We start from the raw sequence: 15,338 nt of genomic DNA, 5'->3' as shown, positions 1-15,338 counted from the left end.
CGGTAGGGTGCCCGGGTGCTCACTGTGACCTCTGTGAATGTGAACGGGTTGCGCGCCGCCGCGAAGAAGGGCTTCGTGGAGTGGCTCGCGGAGACCGAAGCCGACGTGCTGTGCCTGCAGGAGGTGCGCGCCGAGCCGCAGCAACTGCCGGAGCATGTGCGCAAGCCCGATGGCTGGCATGTCGTACACGCCCCCGCCGCCGCCAAGGGCCGCGCCGGCGTCTCCCTCTACTCGCGCCGCGAGCCCGACCGCATCCAGGTCGGCTTCGGCTCGGCCGAGTTCGACACCAGCGGCCGCTACGTCGAGGCCGACCTGCCCGGCGTCACGGTCGCCTCCCTCTACCTCCCCTCCGGCGAGGTCGGCACCGAGCGGCAGGACGAGAAGGTCCGCTTCATGGGCGAGTTCCTCGCCTACCTGAAGGGCCTGCGCGAACGCGCCGCCGCCGACGGGCGCGAAGTCCTGGTCTGCGGCGACTGGAACATCGCCCACCAGCAGGCCGACCTCAAGAACTGGCGCGGCAACACCAAGAACTCCGGCTTCCTGCCGGAGGAACGGGAGTGGCTGTCCCGGGTCTTCGACGAGTACGTCGATGTGGTGCGGGCGCTGCATCCGGATGCGGCGGGGCCGTACACGTGGTGGTCGTATCGGGGGCGGGCCTTCGACAACGACGCAGGATGGAGGATCGACCTCGCCGTGGCGACGGCCGGCCTTGCGAAGCGGGCGGTGAAGGGGTTCGTGGAGCGGGCCGCCAGCCATGAGGAGCGGTGGTCGGACCACGCTCCTGTGACTGTGGTCTTCGAGACCTGACGGGTGTGGGGCGGCCCGATCGACACAGACCGCCCCGCAGAGGGGTTAGCCGGTCTGCCGTGCATCGGTGGGTTCCTCGATGCTGAAGGCCAGGCGTGAGGCGTCAGGCCCGGTCAGGCGGGCAGGCCCTCCTCCGGGGCGGCCTTTGGCGACGATGACGCGGACACCGCTGCGAAGGAGGTCCTCCCGGGTCACCTCGGTGTCTGCAGAGACCGTCTGGCGGTAGCGACCGACCACGTAGTCCTCGAGCCGGTCGGAGCGAATGGCGGCGGGCGTCGGGCAGACCTCGCCTCGGGCGGTGGCGCGGCAGGCGTAGGCGCCGTAGGGATAACGCTTCCGCACGGCGAAGTACATGCGCCCATCGCATCCCGCACCGACCGCCACCCCGGTGAGCAGGGCTGTCGTTGTACGGCGCTCACGCCGAGTGCCGTTCGAACGTGCCAGGAGAACGTCCTGGAGGATCTGGAGCTCGTGTTCCGTGAGCTCGGACATATGGGCAACTGAGCGCACGGCGCGGTCCACATGTGACCATGCGATGGCGTCGTACTCGTCCGGACGCTGCAGCCAGGACGAGAGGGACGGCCTCTCGAAGGGAGACATCCTGCGTGCAGATACTCCGAGATCGGTTGCTTCGGCGATCAGCGCGAAGCCCAGTTGCTCGGTGCACAACTGGATCGAGGCGCGCTGCCTGCCCGGGGAGTAGGACAGTCGCCGGCGCCTTTCGGTCTCACTTTCGGCAGTGCAAACCTACGTTCGCATCGTGGGCTGTGTTTACGGCTTAGCCGTGTTAGCCGTTTCAAGGGGAAACGCCAACGTGGGGCGCCCCAAGAACAGGGCACCCCACGTCAACGGCTAAAGCCGAGCGCCGCGGCTACGCGTCATAGTCCTGGTTGAAGCGGTCCTCTTCCTCCCGCCGGAGGCGTTCCGTCTCCTCATCGCGCGGCCGGCCACTCCGCTGAGGCTCCTGCTCCTGCTCCTGCCCCTGCTCCTCACGCTGGCGCCCACGCGCCTTCTCCTTGGCCTGCTGCTGCCACTGCTCGGACTGGTCCTGGAACTTGTCCTTCATGCCCATGTGGTTTCACTCCCGAAATGGGTGAGGGGGATCGGGCTCGACCAGCCTCACACGCGGTGTGACGCTCCGCATGTCGATCAGTTACGCCGCGTAACCCGCTCCTGCTCATCGGCGGAGCCCCCCGCACCGACCAGCCCCGTCCGCATGCCCCCCAGCCGATGAGCGAACCGCTTCACCTCGCGCTGCCCGACCGCTCCGATGACCCCCGGCAGATACCCCCGCACGCCCTGCATCCCGCGCAGCCACCACTGCCCGTACACATGGCTGGACCGCCGCTCGATCCCGGCGACGATCCGGTCCACCGCGGGACCCAGCGGGTACGTCTTGTTGGCGGGCCAGGGCAACCGCTGCCGCAACTCCCGCATCACATCGTCCTGGTCGGCCCCGCGCACCATGTCCGTGTCGGTCCACGACAGATACCCGACCCCGACCTTCACGCCCTGGTATCCGACTTCGGCCCGCAGACTGTGCGCGTACGCCTCGACGCCCGACTTGGACGCGCAGTACGCGGTCATCATCGGCGCCGGCGTGATGGCCGCAAGGGAGGCGATCTGGAGCAGATAGCCCCGGCTCTCCCGCAGCAGCGGCAGGAACGCACGCCCCGTCACCGCCGACCCGATCAGGTTGACCTCGATCACCCGCCGCCAGGCATCCGGATCGGAGTCAGCGAACGGACCGCCGCTCGCCACACCCGCGTTGGCGACCACGATGTCGGCCTTCCCGAACCGCTCCTTCACTTCGCACGCCACCCGGGCCATCGCCTCGTGGTCGGTGACGTCGGCGTGCCAGTGGTCACTGTCGCCGTGCAGCCGCTCGGCGACCTGCTTGAGCGCGTCCGGCTCCAGGCCGACCAGCGCGATCTTCGCGCCGCGCGCGGACAGCTTCCGGGCGAGCAGTTCACCGACGCCGCGCGCGGCCCCGGTGACGACCGCGACCTGCCCCTCCAGGCTGACCCTGCTCATGCGCCCTCCTTGACCTGTGCGTACGTCGTGACGAGTTCCCGTATCTTCCCGGTGACCAGCTCGGGCGCCTCGATCGGCGTCATGTGGCCGAGCCCCGGCAGCTCGGTGATCCCGACGCAGTTCGGCAGCGCGGCGACCAGCGAGCGGGCGTGCACGACCGGCGTCAACCGGTCCGCCGTGCCGACGACGACGGCCGTCGGCACCGTCAACTCCCGTACGCCGTGGGCGACATCGAGCAGGTTGAGCACCTGAGACCAGGCGTACCGCACCTTGCGCGGACACGCGTGCACGATCCGCGCGCACGCCTCGACCATGTGCGGGGCCGAACCCGGGCCCATCGTCCCGTACTTGAGGATCCGCCGGGCCAGCGGCGTGACCGGTCCGAGGGGTGCCCGGGAGCCGAGAATCCGCCGGGTCAGCGCGGTCCGCAGCCGCCCGGCCCGCATCGGTACGACCGTCGACTCGGCGACCAGCCGCGACGCCCCCGTGCTGCACAGCAGCACCGCCGCCGCATGCTGCCGGAACCCGGCCCGCGTGGAGGCGGCCATGACCGTCATCCCGCCCATGGAGTGCCCGGCGAGCACGGCCTTCTCGCCCGGCGCGAGAGCCGCTTTCAGTACGGCCTCAAGGTCGTCCGCGAGTGCGTCCGTACTGCAGGCGCGGCTCGCGGGACTGCGTCCGTGGCCGCGCTGGTCGTAGGCGATGACCCGGTGATCGACGGCCAGTTCGCGTATCTGGGCCGCCCAGAAGGCGGTGGAGCAGGTCCAGCCGTGGGCGAGGACGACGGCGGGGGCGTTCTCGGGGCCGTGCACCTCGACGTGCAGCCGGGCGCCGTCGGCGGAGACGGCGGTGAGCTCGCGGGCGGGGACGGGTGGGGCGTACGGGCCTGAGGCCACGTGCATCAGACGGCTCACGCGTCCACCTCGGCCTTCTTCTCTGCGGGCACCCGCAGGACGTCGTACTCCGACAGATCCACCCGCCGCGTAGCCCGCCGGAACTCGGTCGTCGTGCCCGGCCAGATGGTGGTGTTGCGGCCGCTGGCGTCCAGGTACCAGCTGGTGCAGCCGCCGGTGTTCCACACGGTGCGCTTCATGCGTTCCTGGACCTTGTCGTTCCATGCCTGCACGGCGCCCGGCCGGGCGTCGAGGGCGATACGGCCGCCCAGGACGTTCAACTGCCGTACGAAGTCGGCCAGGTAGTTCAGCTGGGACTCGATCATCAGGATCATCGAGGAGTTCCCCAGCCCCGTATTGGGCCCGATGATCGTCATCCAGTTGGGGAACCCGACCGCCGAGGCTCCGCGCAGCGACTGCATCCCGGTCTTCCAGACCTCGGCGAGCGTCCGCCCGTCCGCGCCCACCACCCTCTCGGCGATGGGCATGTCGGTGACGTGGAAGCCGGTCCCGAAGATGATCGCGTCGACCTCGGCCTCGCTGCCGTCGGCGGCGACGAGGGTCGACCCGCGGACCTCGCTCAGCCCGCTCGCGACCACGTCGACGTTGGGCCGGGCGAGCGCCGGATAGTAGTCGCTGGAGAGCAGGATCCGCTTGCAGCCGATGCGGTAGTCGGGGGTCAACTTCGCGCGCAGGGCCGGGTCCTTGATGGACCGGGCCATGTTGCGCTTGGCCAACTGCTCCACCATACCCAGCTCATTGGGGTGCCTGGTGAAGGCCTGGACCTGCAACTCCCGTATGCCCCACAGCAGTCCACGGCGGGCCTTGGCGGTGAAGGGCAGGGCCCTGTGCAGCGCGCGCTCCGCGCCGCTGATCGCCCGGTCGACGCGGGGCATCACCCATGGCGGCGTGCGCTGGAAGAGGGTGAGCCTCTCGGCGAGGGGCTGGACGGCCGGCACGATCTGGATGGCGGAGGCGCCCGTCCCGATCATGGCGATCCGCTTGCCGCGCAGGTCGTAGTCGTGGTCCCAGCGGGCCGAGTGGAAGACCTTGCCGGGGAAGGAGTCCAGCCCCGGGATGTCCGGGATCTTGGGGTCGGACAGCGGCCCGGTGGCGGAGACGACGATGTCCGCCGAGAGCGAGCCACTGCTCGTCTCGATGTCCCAGCAGAGCCGCTCGCCGCTCCAGGTCATGCGCTGGACCTCGGAGTTGAAGCGGATGTGGGGCCGGATTCGGAAGACGTCGGCGACGTGCTCCAGGTAGGCGCGGATGTGCCTCTGCCCGGAGAAGGTGCGGGGCCAGTCGGGGTTGGGCGCGAAGGAGAACGAGTAGAGATGGGACGGCACATCGCACGCGCACCCGGGATAACTGTTGTCCCGCCAGGTGCCGCCGACGCTGTCGGCCCGCTCCAGTACGACGAAGTCGGTGACACCCTCGCGCCGCAGCCGTACGGCGGCTCCCAGCCCGCCGAACCCGGACCCGACCACCGCCACCCGCACATGCTCATGCTCCTGCTGGGCCATCCCGCCTCCACGCACCCGCTCGCGACTCCGCCAGTGAACACTGGCGCAATGGGAGAGTAGGGCAGGACCGTACTGATGGGTAGGGGTCGCGCATGGGAAAGTTACCGGCGGTACAACATAGGCTTCCGACGTGGCAGAAGACGGAGGACGACGCGAGTACCGCATGGAGGAGCTGGCCCGCCTGGCCGGCATCACAGTCCGCACCCTGCGCTTCTACCGCGAACGCAAGCTGATCCGGCCACCCCGCCGTGAAGGCCGCATCGCCTGGTACGACGACCACCACCTGGCCCGCCTGCGCACGATCGCGGCACTACTGGAACGCGGCCACACCCTCAACGGCATCGCGGAACTGGCGGAGGCCCTCGAACACGGCCGCGACGTCGCCGACGTACTCGGCGTCGACACCCCGACCGAAGAGGAGCCGGTCCACCTCACCCCCGAGGAACTCGCCGCCCGCTTCGAGGGCGAGGTCACCCCGGAAAACCTCGCCGCCGCGATGGACCTCGGCTACCTCGGCACCGACGGCGACGAGATCGTCCACGTCAGCCGCCGACTCCTGGACGTATCAGCCGCCCTCGTCCGCGAAGGCATCCCCTTGGCAGAAGTCCTGGCAGCCGGCAAACAGGTACGCGAACACGTCGACGCCCTCGCCGAACTCTTCGCCGACGTCGTCCTCCGCCACGCCACAGAGGACGACCTGCAACGCCTGCGCCCACTGGCCCGGAGCGTGGTGGAGGCGGAACTTTCGCTGGCGATGGACCGGCGGATGCGGAAGCAGCCGTAACCGGTCGGGATCAACTGCTACCGGCTTCCCGTGCCACGTGCTCGAGTCGACGCCGGTGGGTTTCCCACCAGTCCTGATCGCCCGGCGGCATGTTGTCCTTCCCCTTCACCCACCCGACGGTCCCGTCGATGAGTTCTCGCACGATATCGGCGTGTCCGGCATGCCGATGGGTTTCGGCGATCATGCGCGCCAGGATGTGGTGCAGTGTGGTCTGCCGTCGCTCCTCCGGCCACCACGGGACGTGACCGATCGCGTCGAGCGCCGGCGACTCGATCGTGCTGCCCGAGTGCTCCCATGCGCGGTGGTACAGCCCGAACGATCTCTTCGCGTGACTCGTCGGCGGTCGCCCACATGTCCGCATTGGGCTCGAAGTCCTCCGTGTACCACCAGGGCGGTGGTTCCTTGTCGAAGAACGGCCGCCCGAACGTGTCGCCGAAATACCCCAGCTCCACACTGGCGACATGTTTGACCAGCCCCAACAGGTTGGTGCAGGGCTTCTCGAGCGAGTTGCAGGTAGTGGACCAGGTCCGCTTTCGGGTTCGCCTCTGTCATGCCGCGGAAGTCTTGCATTCGGCACTGACAGCCCCTTCTCAAGACCGCGGCGGCAATTTTGGCCTTGAGCGGTCCGGTACGTGTGAGTAGTCCGGGGGTGTTGCCGGAGGCGACGTCTGGAGTAGGTCCAGGGCCAGTTGTACCGCGTCGTCCAGCTGTGCATGCCTCCCCTCTGCCCAGTCCAGTGGTGTGCGGAGGATTTCCAAGTCGGGGGTGACGCCGTGGTTTTCGATGGACCAGCCGTAGGCGTCGAACCAGGCCGCGTTCATGGGGACCGTGATGACGGTGCCGTCGCCGAGGCGGTGGCGGCCGGTCATGCCGACCACTCCGCCCCAGGTGCGCTGGCCGACGACCGGGCCCAGCTTGAGGAGCTTGAAGGCTGCCGTGATCATGTCGCCGTCCGAGGAGGTCGCCTCGTCGGCCAGGGCTACCACCGGGCCCCTGGGGGCGTTCGAGGCGTACGACACCGGCTGGGCGTTTCTCGTCAGGTCCCAGCCGAGGACGGTGCGGGTGAGTTTTTCGACGACGAGTTCGCTGATGTGGCCGCCGGCGTTGCCGCGTACGTCGACGATGAGGGCCGGCCGGGAGACCTCCATGCGCAGGTCGCGGTTGAACTGGGCCCAGCCGGAGCCGCCCATGTCGGGGATGTGGAGGTAGCCGCAGCGGCCGCCGCTCAACTCGCGTACGACTGCGCGGCGTTTGGCCACCCAGTCCTGATAGCGGAGGGGGCGTTCGTCGATGAGAGGGACCACGGCGACCCTGCGGGAGCGGCCTTCGCCCTCCGCCGGGGTGAACGTCAGCTCCACCGTCGTACCGCCTGCTCCCGCAAGCAGCGGGTACGGGCCTGTGTCAGGGTCGACCGGGCGGCCGTCCACGTGGGTCAGGACCGCGCCCTCGCGGATGCCGGTGCCGGCGAGGGGCGAGCGGGCCTTGGAGTCGGACGACTCGCCGGGCAGGATGCGCTTGACCGTCCAGCCGCCGTCCCTGCGGACGAAGTTGGCGCCGAGGAGGCCCTGCCAGCGCTGGTAGTGCGGGGGGCCCTCGTTGCGGCGGGCGGCGGAGACGTAGGCGTGGGAGGTGCCCAGTTCGCCCAGTACCTCGCGGAGCAGGTCGGCGAACTCGTCGGGGGAGGCCACTCGTTCGAGCAGGGGGCGGTACTGGTCCAGCACGGCGTCCCAGTCGATGCCGCACATGCCGGGTTCCCAGAAGTAGGCGCGGATCAGGCGGCCCGCCTCCTCGTACGACTGGCGCCACTCGGCGGCCGGGTCGACCTCGTGCAGGATGCGGCGGAGGTCGATCCAGACGGTCGTATCGCTGTCTCCTGATTCGGTGGAGGGGACGGCTCGCAGGTCGCCCTCGTCGACGACGACCAGGCGGGTGCCGTCTCCGCTCACCGCGAACCAGTCCAGGTGCTCGACCAGTTCGGACTTCTTCGCCTTGGTGATGTTGAAGTATTCGAGGGTGGGGCGGCCGGTCGTGTCGTCGGGATTGGCGAACGTCTCGCCCAGCGCGCCCGAGATCGGCCAGCGCAGCCAGACCAGGCCGCCGCCGGACACCGGATACAGCGCCGAGTACTTGGAGGCGGCGACCGGGAAAGGGGTGACTCTGCTTTCCAGGCCTTCCACTTCGACCGTCACCGCGCCGTCGCCGCCCTCGTCGTCCTCCACCGGGTCCAGTCCGCCCGCCGCCGGGCGGCCCTCGGGGTTCAGGGCGAAGGGGGAGGGGGTCGCGGAGGACAAGGGGACCAGGTAGGGGCGGCAGCCGAGGGGGAAGGAGAGGTCGCCGGTGTGGACGTCGTACACCGGGTCGAAGCCCCGCCAGGACAGGAAGGCCAGGTAGCGGCCGTCTCGGGTGAAGACCGGGTTCTCGTCCTCGAAGCGGCCGTTCGTCACGTCGACGATGAAACGGTCCTTGATCCGGGCCATCTTGATCTGGCGGAGCGAGCGGCCGATGCCCGGGTGCGACCACGTGAGCCATGCCCCGTCGGGGGAGAACGCCAGGTCCCGTACCGGGCCGTTGATCGAGCGGATCAGCTCGGTGACCTCGCCGCCCGCGTCCTCCGTCGCGTCGATGAGCAGGAGGCGTCCGTCGTGCGAGGCCATGGCCAGGCGCTCGCCCTGGGGGTCGGAGACCAGCTCCAGGACGCGGCCCAGTTCGCCTGAGGCGAGGCGGCGGGGGGCGCGGTCGCCCGTCGCGCGCGGCAGGTACGCGATCTCGACGGCGTCCTCGCCCTCCGCGTCCGTGACGTACGCGACCTGGCCGACCTTGCCGAGCATCTCCGGGAGCCGGACCCGTACGCCCGGAGTGTCGGTGATCGTGCGGGCCGGGCCGTCGCGGTGGGTCAGCCAGTAGAGACTTCCTCGTACGATCACCGCGCTCGCGCGGCCCGTCTCATCGACGGAGATGCCGTCGACGTGCTGGGCGGCGGGCACCTGATACCGGCGGCGGCCCGCGCGGGGGCCGCTCAGGCGTACGTCGAGCTTGCGCGGCTTCGAGTCGGCGGTCAGGTCGTCGACGATCCACAGGTCGCCCGCGCACTGGTAGACGACGCGTGTGCCGTCGCTGGCGGCGTGCCGGGCGTAGAAGGCGTCGTGGTCGGTGTGGCGGCGCAGGCCGGAGCCGTCGTAGGCGCACGAGTAGAGGTTGCCGACGCCCTCGTGGTCGGAGAGGAAGACGATGCGGCCCCCGACGAACATGGGGGATTCGAGGTGGCCGTCCACGTGCGCAAGGAGCCGGTCGCCGTGCAGCCAGAGGCGGCCCATGGCGCCGCCGCGGTAGCGCTTCCAGGCGGCAGGTTCGTGGGGCGGGGTGCCGGTGAGGAGCAGGGTCTTGCGCTCGCCGTCGAGGTCGGCGACCTGGATGTCGGAGACCGGGCCCCAGGGGAGTTTGCGGCCGGGGTCGCCGTCGGGGGTCACCTTGTAGGCCCAGGTGAAGTAGGAGAAGGGCTCGCCGTGGGAGGCAACGGCGAGGATGTCGCCGTCCGGGGTCCAGCCGCACACCCGGGTGTCCGCGCTGCCCCAGTACGTCAGCTGCCGTCCGGCTCCGCCGTCCACCGGCACCACATGGATCTCCGGGACCAGGCTGCGCCAGCTCGTGTACGCGATATGGCGGCCGTCGGGCGAGAAGCGGGGGTGGCCGGCCTTGGTGCGGTCGACGGTGAGCCGCCAGGCGCGGCCCGGTCCGTCGAGAGGGGCCAGCCACAGGTCGTCCTCGGTCACGAAGCACAGCAGGTCGCCGCTGAGGTGCGGCAGGCGCAGATAGCTCACCTCCCCATGCTTTTCCCGTCGATGGGGCCGGGCAACTTATGCGGAGCCGACACACGTGACCCAGCACACGTACGAAACGGTTTCGTTTCGCGGGAGCCTGCGTTACATTCGTGACGTACGAAACAGTGTCGTTCGAAGCCGGGTCGTTCAAGGCCGGGTCGTTCGAAGCCGGGTCGCTCCGGCGAGGAGCAGGAGGAGGTGAGTGGGATGGCTGAGGCCGCAACGGTGCGTCGCAGTCGGATCACGCCCGAGCGCGAGGCCGAGCTGTACGAGGCCGTGCTCGACCTGCTCCGCGAAGTCGGCTACGACGCCCTCACCATGGACGCCGTGGCCGCCCGCACCCGTTCCAGCAAGGCCACCCTCTACCGCCAGTGGGGCGGCAAGCCCGAACTGGTCGTGAAGGCCGTGCGGCACAGCAAGCACGGTGCGTTCGAAGGCGTCGACACCGGCTCGCTCCGGGGTGATCTGCATGCCCACATGGAGCAGACGGACGACTGCGAGATGGAGCAGAACGCCGGGCTCATGCGAGGCCTGGCCATGGCCGTGCACAACAACCCCGACCTCCTGCAGGAGTTCCGGGAAAAGCTCATCGAGCCGGAAATGGCGGAGTTCGGCCGTGTGCTGCAACGGGCCGTCGACCGGGGCGAGATCCGGGCGGACAACCCGGCGCTGGGCTATGTGATGCACATGATGATCGGTGCGTTCATCGCCCGGGGCCTGATCGAGGACCGGCCGCCGACCCGGGCCTTCCTCACCTCGTACATCGACGCCGTGGTCCTCCCCGCCCTCGGTGTATCCGCGAACCGGTCTGCCAACCGGTAATTCCCCACAGCAAGCCCCCACCTGACGTAACCGCTCATGTCGTCGGGCCGATCACGCCTGCCACCCATCGGGCTGATCACCCCTGCCCTGTTACACCCACGACCTGACCGGGAGTACGCCCTCGTGGCCACGTTTCTCTACAAACTCGGCCGGCTCGCCTTCAGGCGACGCCACTTCGTCGCCCTGATATGGGTGGCGCTGCTGACGCTCGCGGGTGTGGGCGCGGCCAGCGCCCCCGCAGCGGGTTCCTCCTCTTTCTCGATCCCCGGCACCGAGGCCCAGAAGGCCTTCGACCTGCTGGAGGAGCGCTTCCCCGGCATGAGCGCCGACGGCGCGACCGCGCGGGTCGTCTTCCAGGCGCCCGACGGGGAGAAGATGACCGACGCCGCCAACAAGGCGACCGTCGAGAAGACCGTCCAGGACCTGTCCGACGGCTCCGAGGTCACCTCGGTCGCCGACCCGTTCAAGGCGAACGCGGTCAGCAAGGACGGGACGGTCGCGTATGCGGCGGTGTCGTACGACGTCTCCGGCATGGAACTGAAGGACGCCTCCAAGGAGGCGCTGGAGGACGCCGCGCAGGACGCACGGGATGCCGGTCTGACCGTCGACATCGGCGGTGACGCGCTCCAGGCGGCACCCGAGACCGGCTCCACCGAGATCATCGGTATAGCCGTCGCCGCGGTCGTCCTCGTCATCACCCTGGGTTCCCTCGTCGCGGCCGGACTGCCGCTGCTGACGGCGCTCATCGGCGTGGGCATCGGCATCTCGGGCATCACGGCGCTGGCCAACGCCCTCGACCTCGGCGACACCACGGCCACGCTGGCCACGATGATCGGCCTCGCGGTCGGCATCGACTACGCGCTGTTCATCGTCTCCCGCTACCGGGCCGAACTCACCGAGGGCCGCGACCGCGAGGAAGCGGTCGGCAGGGCGGTCGGCACGGCGGGCTCCGCGGTGGTCTTCGCAGGCCTCACGGTCGTGATCGCGCTGGCCGGACTCGCGGTCGTCAACATCCCGATGCTGACGAAGATGGGCTTCGCGGCGGCGGGCACGGTCGTCATCGCCGTACTGATCGCCCTGACGATGATCCCGGCGCTGCTCGGGTACGCGGGCCGCAAGGTGCAGCCGGCGGGGGAGAAGAGCAAGCTGTTCGGCCGCCGGAAGTCCGCGGCGGCGCGGACCAAGCCGAACATGGGCACGCGCTGGGCGAGCTTCGTCGTACGCCGTCCCGTCGCCGTCCTCCTCTTCGGCGTCATCGGCCTCGGAGCCGCCGCGGTTCCGGTCGCCTCGCTGGAACTGGGCCTTCCCGACGACGGCTCGCAGCCCACGTCCACGACACAGCGACGGGCGTTCGACCTCCTCTCCGACGGCTTCGGGCCCGGCTTCAACGGGCCGCTGATGATCGCCGGTGACGCGAAGGGCAGCGACGACCCGAAGGCGGTCGCGCAGACCACGATCGATGACATCAAGGGCCTGGACGGTGTCGTATCCGTCAGCCCGGCGGCGTTCGACAAGGCCGGGGACACCTTCACCATCACCGTGATCCCCGACTCCAAGCCCTCCTCGGCACAGACCGAGGACCTCGTCCACTCCATCCGTGACGAGGGCGCGCAGATCAAGTCCGACACGGACGCGGACGTGCTGGTCACCGGCACCACAGCGATGAACATCGACTTCTCCCAGAAGATGAACGACGCGCTGGTCCCGTACCTGGCGCTGGTGGTAGGCCTCGCGTTCTTGTTGTTGATCGCGGTCTTCCGCTCGATCCTGGTCCCCCTGAAGGCGGCCCTCGGCTTCCTGCTGAGCGTGCTGGCGGCGCTGGGTGCCGTGGTCGCGGTCTTCCAGTGGGGCTGGCTGGCCGGCCTGATGGGCGTCGAGGAGACCGGCCCGATCATGTCGATGATGCCGATCTTCATGGTCGGCGTGGTCTTCGGGCTGGCGATGGACTACGAGGTGTTCCTCGTGACCCGGATGCGCGAGGCGTACGTCCACGGCGAGAAGCCGAGCCAGGCGGTCGTCACGGGCTTCAAGCACGGCGCTCGTGTGGTGACCGCCGCTGCGGTGATCATGATGGCGGTCTTCGCGGGCTTCATCGGCTCGAGCGAGTCCATGATCAAGATGATCGGCTTCGGTCTCGCGATCGCGGTCTTCTTCGACGCGTTCGTCGTGCGGATGGCGATCGTCCCGGCGGTGCTGGCACTGCTCGGCCGCAAGGCCTGGTGGCTGCCGAAGTGGCTGGACCGTGCGCTGCCCAACGTGGATGTCGAGGGCGAGGGGCTGAGGACGGCGGAGGACCGCAAGAACGCGGATCCGGACGAGGAACGGGAGCTGGTAAGCGTCTGACGCACAGCGTCTGACCAGGACCGGCCGGTGAGGGCTCCGTGGGGACGGCGGCGGCCTTCACCGGCCTTCTTCTGTGGTGCTGCGCTCTTCTGTAGTGCTGCGCCCGAGATACGTGACCGCCCCCGGATCGGGCACCGCGATCTCATGGAAGCCCAGACGACGGTAAAAGGCTCTCGCGGACGTGTTGGCGGTCAGCATCGACAGATGCACGGCCGGCACACGCCTGCTGCGCAGCGCCCGCAGGAACGCCCGCATCAACTCCCGCCCGTAGCCGCGCCCTTGCCACTCCGGGAGCAGGTCGATGTGCAGATGGGCGGGGTAGTCGGCGACCTCGGGCAGCAGCAGCCGCTCGGGACGGCGCAGCAGCGCGACGATCTCCTCATCGAGCGTGCGCGGCGGACCGCCGGGCTCCGGATACCGGTCCGCCACCCTCGGCAGCCACTTCGCCCGGAAGTCCTCGACGAAGCGAGGGGTGTCCGCGGTCCCCAGGATGTAACCCACGGCCCGCCCGTGCCCGTCGTCCAGCACGAACGCCAGCTCCGGTTCCAGATGGACGTAAGGCTGCGCGAAGATCACCGGAAAGATGCCGGGGTCGGCGTAGTGGGGCCGGCTGTCCCCGCCGACGTGTGCGGTGCGAACACAGATGTCGTCGAGGCGATCGCGATCGGCGGGGCGGTAGGGGCGTACGGCGGCGGATGTGACGTCATGTATCCCGGCGGGCGTCGAGGTCATCACCGCATGCTGCCCGTCCGCTGGCGCTCCCACAATGCAGTCTTCGTGACGCACGCCAGGCGGCGCTGGCAAGGGGCCGGACGTATGTTGGCCGTATGGACCCTGCAAGCGGAAAGCACCACATCGGCTCGGACACAGGGCAGCTACGGATCAAGACCAGCCGCACCGGGCTGGGCCGCAAGGCCGGCCATGACCTGACGATCGAGGTCACCCGGTGGTCCGGGGACGTCGCGGTCGATGTCGCCGATCCCGGGCAGTCGTCCGTGGTCGCCTCGATCGAGGTCGACTCCCTGGAGGTCCGGGAGGGAGTCGGAGGCCTCAAGCCGCTCACGGACGACGACCGGGCGGACATCAAGCAGACGATCAGAGAGAAGATCCTCCGTTCCGCGGAGCATCCACGCATCACCTTCACGTCGACCGAGATCGCAGGCACCCCGCACGCCTTCACCGTGACCGGGGACCTCACGATCATGGGCACGACCCATCCGATCACCCTCGAGGCGGGCCTGGACGCCGAGGCGGGCGTGCATGGCGCCGCCACCGTCGTACAGAGCACCTGGGGCATCAAGCCGTACAAGGCATTCGCCGGCGCCCTACGACTGGCGGACGAGGTCCGAATCGAGTTCGACCTCGCCCCCCTGACCGACACCGCAGCGCCGGCCTAGTCCCACCCGGCGCTCCCCGGCCCGCCGGCAGGCAGCAATTGGAACGTTTGGGCCACCCCTGAGCCACGAGCCCTCGGGTCGGCAGCACAGAGGTTGGCCCAAATCTGCCAATTACCGGCTGACCCGGGGCTAGCGAGGCCCGTGTGACGCGTGAGGTAGCCCGCGCCCCACGCCCGGCCGCAAGCCGCCAAGCCCACCCGGCGTGTCCCCACCCGGCCGGGGCGTCCCACCCACCGGCCGTTCGTCGCTGAGCCTGCCTGGTGTGCCGCCACTCCGCTGACGCGTCCCACCCACCGGCCGTTCGTCGCTGAGCCTGCCTGGTGTGCCGCCACTTCGCTGACGCGTCCCACCCACCGGCCGTTCGTCGCTGAGCCTGCCTGGTGTGCCGCCACTTCGCTGACGCGTCCCACCCACCGGCCGTTCGTCGCTGAGCCTGCCTGGTGTGCCGCCACTCCGCTGACGCGTCCCACCCACCGGCCGTTCGTCGCTGAGCCTGCCTGGTGTGCCGCCACTCCGCTGACGCGCCCTACCCAGCGGCCGTTCGTCGCTGAGCCTGCCTGGTGTGCCGCCACTTCGCTGACGCGCCCTACCCAGCGGCCGTTCGTCGCTGAGCCTGCCTGGTGTGCCGCCACTTCGCTGACGCGCCCTACCCAGCGGCCGTTCGTCGCTGAGCCTGCCTGGTGTGCCGCCACTTCGCTGACGCGCCGGGCACCACCCACGCACCGCAAGTCGCTATGTCCGCCCGGCGTGCAGGCGAGACGCGACTGCGCCCCACCCACCGGCCGGTCGCAGCCAAGCGCACGCGGCGTGCCCCCACCGGGCCGGGGGCCCCGCCCTCACCGGCCGCTCGCCGCCAAGCCCACCCGGCGTGCCCTTACCCCGCCGACGCGCTCGCCACCCCGGCCCGCATCCCAGCC

Annotated in this window: 12 protein-coding genes and 1 pseudogene; 5 read left to right on the top strand and 8 right to left on the bottom strand. The window is 69.8% G+C overall.

Annotation, left to right across the window (positions count from 1 at the left end; genetic code table 11):
* The first annotated feature begins 15 nt into the window (after positions 1-15).
* The gene (locus QQY66_RS19990; protein ID WP_301981704.1) at positions 16-807 is read left to right on the top strand and encodes an exodeoxyribonuclease III; all 792 of its coding nucleotides are present in this window, start codon (positions 16-18) and stop codon (positions 805-807) included.
* Positions 808-852: 45 nt separating this feature from the next.
* Here QQY66_RS19990 and QQY66_RS19985 read toward each other — a convergent pair whose 3' ends face one another.
* The 5 genes from QQY66_RS19985 to QQY66_RS19965 all read right to left on the bottom strand — a co-directional run bounded on the left by QQY66_RS19985 (position 853) and on the right by QQY66_RS19965 (position 5,257).
* Positions 853-1,515 (bottom strand): recombinase family protein, encoded by a 663-nt coding sequence (locus QQY66_RS19985; RefSeq protein ID WP_301987425.1) that lies wholly within the window; start codon positions 1,513-1,515, stop codon positions 853-855.
* Positions 1,516-1,678: 163 nt separating this feature from the next.
* Positions 1,679-1,879 (bottom strand): hypothetical protein, encoded by a 201-nt coding sequence (locus QQY66_RS19980; RefSeq protein ID WP_301981703.1) that lies wholly within the window; start codon positions 1,877-1,879, stop codon positions 1,679-1,681.
* A 77-nt stretch (positions 1,880-1,956) separates the two neighbouring features.
* Positions 1,957-2,841, bottom strand: a complete 885-nt coding sequence (locus tag QQY66_RS19975) for an SDR family oxidoreductase (protein ID WP_301981702.1) — start codon at positions 2,839-2,841, stop codon at positions 1,957-1,959.
* Entirely contained in the window at positions 2,838-3,755 is a 918-nt protein-coding gene (locus QQY66_RS19970; RefSeq protein ID WP_301981701.1) for an alpha/beta fold hydrolase, read from the bottom strand. Before QQY66_RS19970 ends, QQY66_RS19975 begins: the two co-directional genes overlap by 4 nt.
* A complete protein-coding gene (locus tag QQY66_RS19965) occupies positions 3,752-5,257 on the bottom strand; it encodes an NAD(P)/FAD-dependent oxidoreductase (RefSeq protein WP_301981700.1) in 1,506 nt (501 codons plus the stop codon). Before QQY66_RS19965 ends, QQY66_RS19970 begins: the two co-directional genes overlap by 4 nt.
* A 163-nt stretch (positions 5,258-5,420) precedes the next feature.
* Between QQY66_RS19965 and QQY66_RS19960 the strand changes: the two genes are divergently transcribed.
* Positions 5,421-6,041, top strand: a complete 621-nt coding sequence (locus tag QQY66_RS19960; RefSeq protein WP_301987424.1) for a MerR family transcriptional regulator — start codon at positions 5,421-5,423, stop codon at positions 6,039-6,041.
* A gap of 10 nt (positions 6,042-6,051) precedes the next feature.
* Here the strand turns inward: QQY66_RS19960 and QQY66_RS19955 are convergent.
* Both QQY66_RS19955 and QQY66_RS19950 read right to left on the bottom strand, forming a co-directional pair.
* A pseudogene (locus QQY66_RS19955) lies at positions 6,052-6,593 on the bottom strand (DinB family protein).
* A 38-nt stretch (positions 6,594-6,631) separates the two neighbouring features.
* Entirely contained in the window at positions 6,632-9,859 is a 3,228-nt protein-coding gene (locus QQY66_RS19950) for a S41 family peptidase (RefSeq protein ID WP_301981699.1), read from the bottom strand.
* A gap of 207 nt (positions 9,860-10,066) precedes the next feature.
* On the opposite strand from QQY66_RS19950, the gene QQY66_RS19945 reads away from it, so the two are divergent.
* Together QQY66_RS19945 and QQY66_RS19940 are read left to right on the top strand one after the other, a co-directional pair.
* Entirely contained in the window at positions 10,067-10,681 is a 615-nt protein-coding gene (locus tag QQY66_RS19945) for a TetR/AcrR family transcriptional regulator (RefSeq protein ID WP_301981698.1), read from the top strand.
* Positions 10,682-10,804: 123 nt separating this feature from the next.
* Positions 10,805-13,024 carry an MMPL family transporter gene (locus tag QQY66_RS19940; RefSeq protein WP_301981697.1) on the top strand — a complete coding sequence of 740 codons (2,220 nt, stop codon included), beginning with the start codon at positions 10,805-10,807 and terminating at the stop codon, positions 13,022-13,024.
* Positions 13,025-13,081: 57 nt separating this feature from the next.
* On the opposite strand, the gene QQY66_RS19935 is transcribed toward QQY66_RS19940, so the two are convergent.
* Entirely contained in the window at positions 13,082-13,756 is a 675-nt protein-coding gene (locus tag QQY66_RS19935; protein ID WP_301981696.1) for an N-acetyltransferase, read from the bottom strand.
* Positions 13,757-13,851: 95 nt separating this feature from the next.
* On the opposite strand from QQY66_RS19935, the gene QQY66_RS19930 reads away from it, so the two are divergent.
* The gene (locus tag QQY66_RS19930; protein ID WP_301981695.1) at positions 13,852-14,421 is read left to right on the top strand and encodes a YceI family protein; all 570 of its coding nucleotides are present in this window, start codon (positions 13,852-13,854) and stop codon (positions 14,419-14,421) included.
* Positions 14,422-15,338 lie beyond the last annotated feature (917 nt).

It is taken from the genome of Streptomyces sp. DG2A-72 (assembly GCF_030499575.1).
Lineage (GTDB): Bacteria > Actinomycetota > Actinomycetes > Streptomycetales > Streptomycetaceae > Streptomyces.
The sequence above is the reverse complement of the archived record's forward strand: the minus strand, read 5'-3'. Positions and strand labels throughout refer to the sequence as shown.

Coding starts and splice junctions, on each gene's coding strand:
- QQY66_RS19960 (WP_301987424.1), top strand. CDS start 5,421: ATGGAGGAGCTGGCCCGCCTGGCCGGCATCACAGTCCGCACCCTGCGC.
- QQY66_RS19965 (WP_301981700.1), bottom strand. CDS start 5,257: ATGGCCCAGCAGGAGCATGAGCATGTGCGGGTGGCGGTGGTCGGGTCC.
- QQY66_RS19935 (WP_301981696.1), bottom strand. CDS start 13,756: ATGACCTCGACGCCCGCCGGGATACATGACGTCACATCCGCCGCCGTA.
- QQY66_RS19980 (WP_301981703.1), bottom strand. CDS start 1,879: ATGGGCATGAAGGACAAGTTCCAGGACCAGTCCGAGCAGTGGCAGCAG.
- QQY66_RS19975 (WP_301981702.1), bottom strand. CDS start 2,841: ATGAGCAGGGTCAGCCTGGAGGGGCAGGTCGCGGTCGTCACCGGGGCC.
- QQY66_RS19930 (WP_301981695.1), top strand. CDS start 13,852: ATGGACCCTGCAAGCGGAAAGCACCACATCGGCTCGGACACAGGGCAG.
- QQY66_RS19945 (WP_301981698.1), top strand. CDS start 10,067: ATGGCTGAGGCCGCAACGGTGCGTCGCAGTCGGATCACGCCCGAGCGC.